General features: G+C 43.8%; 8 protein-coding genes and 1 pseudogene. 2 read left to right on the top strand and 7 right to left on the bottom strand.

All coding sequences use genetic code 11. The features are described 5' to 3' along the window. A pseudogene (locus RMO35_RS05670) lies at window positions 1-366 on the top strand (hypothetical protein); the annotation flags it as partial. Between the two features lie 69 nt (window positions 367-435). Here the strand turns inward: RMO35_RS05670 and RMO35_RS05665 are convergent. From RMO35_RS05665 to RMO35_RS25185, 7 genes are all read right to left on the bottom strand, one after another. Further along, on the bottom strand, window positions 436-1641 hold the full coding sequence (locus RMO35_RS05665; protein ID WP_309739203.1) for a DNA cytosine methyltransferase: 1206 nt from the start codon (window positions 1639-1641) through the stop codon (window positions 436-438). Window positions 1642-1655: 14 nt separating this feature from the next. Further along, a complete protein-coding gene (locus tag RMO35_RS05660) occupies window positions 1656-1793 on the bottom strand; it encodes a DUF6887 family protein (RefSeq protein WP_309739202.1) in 138 nt (45 codons plus the stop codon). A gap of 100 nt (window positions 1794-1893) precedes the next feature. Further along, entirely contained in the window at window positions 1894-2259 is a 366-nt protein-coding gene (locus RMO35_RS05655) for a clan AA aspartic protease (protein ID WP_309739201.1), read from the bottom strand. Further along, window positions 2256-2528 carry a hypothetical protein gene (locus RMO35_RS05650; protein ID WP_309739200.1) on the bottom strand — a complete coding sequence of 91 codons (273 nt, stop codon included), beginning with the start codon at window positions 2526-2528 and terminating at the stop codon, window positions 2256-2258. The genes RMO35_RS05655 and RMO35_RS05650 overlap by 4 nt, the downstream gene beginning before the upstream one ends. A gap of 91 nt (window positions 2529-2619) precedes the next feature. Continuing rightward, window positions 2620-3267, bottom strand: coding sequence for a PEP-CTERM sorting domain-containing protein (locus RMO35_RS05645; RefSeq protein WP_309739199.1), 648 nt, complete (start codon window positions 3265-3267; stop codon window positions 2620-2622). Window positions 3268-3494: 227 nt separating this feature from the next. Beyond that, window positions 3495-3632, bottom strand: coding sequence for a DUF6887 family protein (locus RMO35_RS05640; RefSeq protein WP_309739198.1), 138 nt, complete (start codon window positions 3630-3632; stop codon window positions 3495-3497). 46 nt (window positions 3633-3678) lie between these two features. Further along, entirely contained in the window at window positions 3679-3864 is a 186-nt protein-coding gene (locus tag RMO35_RS25185; protein ID WP_396135606.1) for a DUF6888 family protein, read from the bottom strand. A 127-nt stretch (window positions 3865-3991) separates the two neighbouring features. On the opposite strand from RMO35_RS25185, the gene smc reads away from it, so the two are divergent. Then, window positions 3992-7028 (top strand): chromosome segregation protein SMC (smc, locus tag RMO35_RS05635; protein ID WP_309739197.1); only part of this gene is annotated, 3037 nt, incomplete at its 3' end.

Below are 7028 nucleotides of genomic sequence, written 5' to 3'. Positions count from 1 at the left end.
GGTGGCAAAAAAACTGGCGGTAACGAATCACAAGGGATGGCAAGTTTATCCCGCGTCATCGACCCCCAAGACCTCAATCCCGAACTCAAACAAGCTGCGCTAGATTATGCTAAAAAAGCTTTTAAAGTTTTAGGTTGTTCTGGTGTATCGCGGACCGATTTTATTATCGATGCTAGTTGTGACAAGCTTTATTTTAATGAGATCAATACTCTTCCCGGTTCGCTATCTTTTTACCTGTGGGTAAAATCTAATCCACCATTACTATACACAGATCTCTTAAATCGGATTATTCGTCAAGCTGAAAAACGGCAAGTGACAAAACTCGCACTCAAGCGGCAGGAAGGAATGCGAGCATTATTCAAATAGGTTGATACTCATATCTTGGCTCGAAAGGAAATGTTGAATATGATTTTCGAGCCGTACATCACACTAAAATCAGATATCGGTTAACATTAACTGTCGATTCTCTAGCTTAACTTCTCTTTCTATCCTAGCTAAATTGTTGCCAAAATTAAGTACTGTTATAAGTTCGCGACCTATTGTTTCTGCAAGTAAAACCGGAACTGCATTACCAATCTGTCTCATCGCTTCTCCCCAAACACCCTTCACAACAAAATCATCTGAAAAAGTTTGGATTCTTTTAGCTTCAAGTACAGTGAAATAACGAACTTTACCATCTGGAAAGCGAATCATATTCTCCCCCCCAGGAACGCCATGATTTCCAGCCTTAATTGTCTTTGCGGGTGCATCTAAGACACTACCCGTATGCCCTGGATAAATCCGCGCTCCATCATGGAAAAGATGATCTTCAATCCCACGATCGAACTGCGGATCTGGCAAATCACCGATCGCATCTCGAACTGTTTGCCAAGGCATCGATACTGGCTTAAACATTCCATATTTGTCTATAAGTTTGAATTTTTTTAATTCTGTGGGTTTCTCTATTAATGGACGTTCTGATTTACATATTTTGTGACGATCCCAATACTCTCCCGTCACGTACATATCCCAAAATAGTCGATCGGCTGAATATGTTTCTGGAGGGAATGACCAATCGCACTCTAGATCCGATCTAATACCAACAATAATGACGCGCTCCCTTTTTTGAGGTACACCATAATTTGCAGCATCGATCGATTTAAACTGGACGTTATACTTAATTCCTGAGTAAGAAAACTTACTTACACTACGAAGTTCTCCTAAATGCTCTTGCCAATCCAAGGTTACTTGTGCATGAAAACTAGGATACGTCAACCGCAATAGAATATACTCGAAGTAATAGGCAAATGTTTGGCGAAGCAACCCCTTGACATTTTCAAAGATAAACGCCTTTGGTTTTAGCAGTTCGATCGCGTGAATAGCCGCTGGAAACATATCGCGTTTATCTCGATCTGCTTGATGTTTGCCACCGAGAGAAAATGGTTGACATGGAGGGCCACCCGCGACGAGATCGATATTAGTTAATGTTTCTAAATCGAAGTCTCTAACATCTCCAAAGAAAACTTTTTCGGGATCGAAGTTTTCACAAAGAGAGGCATAAGCATGTTTGTTGTTTTCTACGAGTGCGGCGTGTTTGAATCCAGCCAATTCAAGACCTTTAGCTAAACCACCCGCACCTGAAAATAGTTCGAGAGAATTCATAATTGTCCCCCGAACTATTTACTTCTGTCTACCAACTCCTTGATAATGCGTTCCTGTTCTTCCACAGGTGTATCTACTGATACCATTACGGCCTTAGGACGAGGACGAGCGGCGAACTCATCCCATGCTTCTCGGTCATCTCTATGAGCCAAAACATATCGCCTCAATTCGTTGAGATTCATGGCTTGAAAGTTAGGCTTAGACATTTTTACACCTCCATCATTCTTCTCGATTGAAACACCAAACAACAATCTACAATTCATCAATCGTCACTAGTCCACCTTCTGTAAACTGCACCACAAGTTCATGTTCTTCTAATAAGGCTGTTCCCAGTAACGGTCTACGTCCTGTTGCTAAAACGCTAACCTCTCGCTCTTCTCCATTCCATAGAATCATAGCTTCATGAACTGGTAATAAGACTCGGCTATTGTCTGCCAAATTTGCAGGTATCGCATATTTAAAGGGCAATCCTAGCAAAGATACTGCTTCTGGCGGTAGACAAAGCTCATCTGTAAAACCTGTATCTATCACAAAATCGATCGATAAATCAGATCGAAATGAAGTACGAAAGAAGATGCTAACGATCGCATGTTTGTCGGTAACGATCCCAGAAATCACTTACTCATACGCTCCATCACACCACCAAATGAAGCTGCAACATTGTACCCGATACGAATGCCAAAGAGTCGAGTATTTTCATGTCTGGCATTCAGATGTTTCGCTGCCTGTAAACCATTTTTGTCTACTTCATAATCGCCTGTCTCAATGTCGATGATGACCATCTTGCCAATATTTTCTGGTAATTCTACCTTAGCTCTGATGCTGTTTTCATACAGTCGATCGGCAATCTTGCCAACATCTTCATGGCTCAACAGGATAGTTTGCATAATTTTTAGCCTCGGCTTATACATATTATGATATTATACATGCTCGAAATCTCAGCAGAGGCAATTCATAAATTGCCTTACTGAGATCGCTCTACGCTTTTTCAGCTTTAAGTTTCTTTCTCATCCGAACTGCGGCGGTACTACCGATTAGTGTACCAATAATCGTAAATGGTTCGGGAACCGCAGTTGTTGATTGATTAATAGGAGTACTAACAGTAAATCCACCTGAATTATTGCCAAAATCACTATCATTGACTCGAAACTGAAGTACTGTTCCACTATTAAGACCGCTGCCAAAGATTGAAGACAACGAAACATCAGTTAGAGAAAGATTCGTTTGTGGAGCTGAATTACCCAATCCATTTCCAGCATTAGTTAGAAATAACTGACGGAATCCTATCGTAGTATTGCCAAGTAACAATGCACCGAAATTAATGCTATTTGGACCCACCCTGGCACCCCCAGCAGGATCGCCAAAAGTTGATCCTTGAATAAGTACACCAGCAGCATTTACGGTATATCCTCCGCTTGCAAGATCGACTGTCCCCGAAACATCAAGGCTAATTGTATCTGTTCCGAGAAAGTTGCTAGTTACAGTAAAGGATGGACCAGAAAAAACGTCAGTACCATTAACAGTTGTTGTTGGAATTGTTAATGATACCGCATTGGCACTAGCAGCACTGAACACAATTGCTGTTAGTACCAATCCAGCAGTAGCGAATGAAACTTTGTTATCCACATTCCGCTATGCGGAATGTGGGATTTTGAAAATTTTCAAAAGGTAAGACATCGTGAAACTTATTATTCCTAAACATTTTTAACTTGTTCACTACTACCATAAGCGATTTTGTCACAGATCTATCCTCAAGTTTTTGAAATCGGTAAAATGTATGAGTAATCGCAATGTACTTCGACACGGGAAAGTCGATGCGACCCAGGCAACATAACGAAAACGAGAATCTGCTACTACTTACTTCTATCTACCAACTCCTTGATAATGCGTTCTTGTTCTTCTATCGGAGTATCTGCTGATACCATCACTGCATTAGGACGAGGACGAGCGGCAAACTCATCCCATGCTTCTTTGTCATCTCTATGCGCCAAGACATATTTTCTCAATTCGTTGAGAGTCATAGCTTGAAAGTTAGGCTTAGACAATTTCATACCTCCATTTCCCATCAGTATAAATAGTGATTTCGATATTTTCTTCCTCTCCAGCAACAATAAAGATCTCTTGCCGCTCCTCGTCGTATCGAAATAGGTAAATTGGTCGATAGCAGTTCGACAGCCATTGAGATAAGACTATTGCTTGAAGCATCTGGCTCGGTGTCGGCAATTATTTATCCCCAAATTTTGTTCGAGCCTATTCAACATTATCCCCGATCGAATCCCTCAAACTCACAAACGGTCGAGAGTCTGCTAAGATAAACTCTTGGGAAAATGCGGACTCGTGCCGCCAAGGGATGCAGCTAGAATTTATGGTACACATCAAACAGGTAGAACTGTCCCATTTCAAGTCCTTCGGTGGTACTACAAAAGTCCCGATTTTACCAGGGTTTACAGTGGTATCGGGGCCGAATGGTTCCGGTAAATCGAATATTCTCGACGCACTGTTATTTTGCCTCGGATTGGCTAGTTCCAAGGGGATGCGGGCGGAACGGTTGCCGGATTTGGTCAATCACGATCGCAATACTAAGGGTGCCTCAGAAGCGATTGTGACGGTGACTTTCGATCTGGAGAATGAGGACGAGCCAGCACCGGAAATTGAGGTTGTCGATATCAGTAGTATGTCTCCAGCTCCGCCGAAGCAACGGTTGGCGAGTGAGTGGGTGGTGACGCGGCGGCTGCGGGTAAATGCTCAGGGTGGTTATACGTCGAATTATTCGATTAATGGTGAGGCTTGCAACCTGGCGGAGTTGCACGACCAATTGAATGCGCTACGGATATATCCAGAGGGCTATAATGTCGTGTTGCAGGGGGATGTCACCAGCATCATCTCGATGAATAGCAAGGAACGACGGGAGATTATCGACGAACTCGCGGGGGTGGCGGCGTTCGATCGCAAGATCGATCGAGCTAAGAGTACACTAGATGAAGTGAAGGAAAAGGTCGAGAAATGCAATATTGTCGCCACAGAATTAGTGGTGCAACGGGATAAGTTAGCACAGGATAAGATTAAGGCGGAAAAGTACCAAAGATTGCGGACGGAATTTCAACAGAAGTCTATCGAAGAGGTGGTCTTAAAGTGGAAAAACCTGCAACAGAAGCAGGATGTTGTTCGTGAAGATTTAGGTAAGGGTAAAGTAGCACTGGGCGAGTTGAATAAACAAGTTGTCGATTTGCAAGGGGAAATCGGGACGACAACGACAGAAGTCGAACGATTGAATGCGTGTGTGCGTGCCTTGGGTGAGGAGAAATTATTAGCTGCTCAAGCGGAATTGGCGACTCAACAGGCGGAGCAGCGGCAATTAACACTACAAAAAGAAGAACTGACGACAACTCGATCGAATACCCATACCAATCAACAGCAGTCAGCTAGTCAATTAGCTAATTACGAGCAAGAGTTTCACCGATTAACTAGCGAACAACAGCAGTTAGAAACTACTAAGATCGAAAAGTCGGTAATCGATCGCGATGAGGCTAAATATCAACTAGAATTAACTAAAGAAAAAGCCAGCTCGATCGCGTCTGCATCGACGGCTTGGGTAGAGGAACAAACCCAAGTTAGTCGCCAGATCGAAACCACGCTTCAGTTATTAAGTAAACAGCGCACCGCTCAGGCGCAACTTACAGAACGGCGCAATCAGTTGGGAGCAAAGATCGCTGAAGAAACCGATCGCTTGGCAACTGTTAGCCCTGAACTATTAGCTAATCAAAATAAAGTTACCCAGCTTCAAGATAAACTTGCTCAATCGACTGGAGAACTAGCATTATTAGAAAATAAACTTACCGCCGTTCAAGCAAATGTCGATACCCAATTAGAAACCCAAAAACGGTTATTGCAAGAACAACGAGATAAACAGCGATTAGTTGATAAATTAGAAGCCCAAAATCAAGTTCAAGCCGAAGCCCAAGGTACCTTTGCGACTAAAATTATTAAAGAAGCCAAAATCCCTGGCGTACATGGTTTAGTCGCCCAATTAGGTAACGTCGATCCGGCTTATCAATTGGCTCTCGAAATCGCCGCCGGAGCGAGACTGGGTAACTTAGTCGTTGCCGATGATGGAGTTGCTTCTCGTGCGATCGAAATCCTCAAACAAAAACGCGGCGGACGGGCGACATTTTTGCCTTTAAATAAGATTAATGCTCAACCATTGCGTGAGAATGCAGCATTAAGAGCAACCCAAGGTTTTATCGATTATGCCGTTAATTTGGTGGACTTCGATCGCGAGTATGAGAATATATTTAACTATGTCTTTGGTGGGACAATTGTATTCGATCGACTCGATCGAGCGCGGAGTTTATTAGGCAGACATCGGATTGTTACGCTCGATGGCGAATTGCTCGAATCCAGTGGGGCGATGACGGGGGGGAATATATCTCAGAAATCCACCCTCCACTTTGGTACCGCCGATGCGAGTGAATCTGCCGAAGTTCGCAGTCTCCAGCAACGTTTGGGTGAAATCGAACAGATTTTGCAAGTCAGTATTGAAGTAGTTAATAAAAGCAATACCGAACTGCGTCAACTGAGTACCGCCGTCGCTGATACTCGCCAAAATCAACGGGAAATCAAACTCAATTTCGATCGCAATCAACAGGAAATCGGGCAATTAACTACCCAACAGACTCAACTCCAGAGCCAGATTTTTAAAAACCAGCAGGATCTCGATCGTACCATTACCGATCTCACCGCCCTAGAACAAACATTACCCGCCCAAGAAGCCGCCCTCGCTGAATCCCATGCCGAACTAGCCGAACTCGAAAAATCAGGCGTACACAGCGATTGGCAAGCCATTCAGAGCGAAATCAAAACTCAAGAACAACAACTCAACCAACGTCAACAAGCCTTAACAGCCTTCGAGCAAAAACTCCAAGAAATCGATCGACAACGCAGTATCTTAACTGAAAAAATCTCTGAAAATCAACGCCGTACTAGTGAATATATCGAACAGATTGGCACACTCGATCGCAAGTTGACCGATATTAATACTAGACTAGCGGCAATTGGGGACTCGATCGCCACCACCAAAGCATCCCTCGTCATCCTCGACAAAGAACTCGGTACCGACAAACAAGAACGCGACAAAGCCGAAGCCAAACTGCGTCAACTCCACCTCAACCTCCAGGAATTGCAGTGGGAGCAGCAAAAACTCACCCAACTTCAACAACAACGCCAAACCGAAATCGATAATCTGATTATCCAAATCGCCACCCAACGCACCGAACTCCCCGCCGAACTCCCCGAACTCCCCCCCGAATCCCAAACCGACGAATATCTCGCCTCCCTCCAATCCCAAATCCGCCTGCTCCAAAAACGGATGGAAGGGATGGAACCCGTCA

The organism is Chamaesiphon sp. OTE_20_metabat_361, from assembly GCF_031364565.1.
Note: the sequence above shows the minus strand (reverse complement) of the source record. Positions and strands in the feature narration are given on the sequence as shown.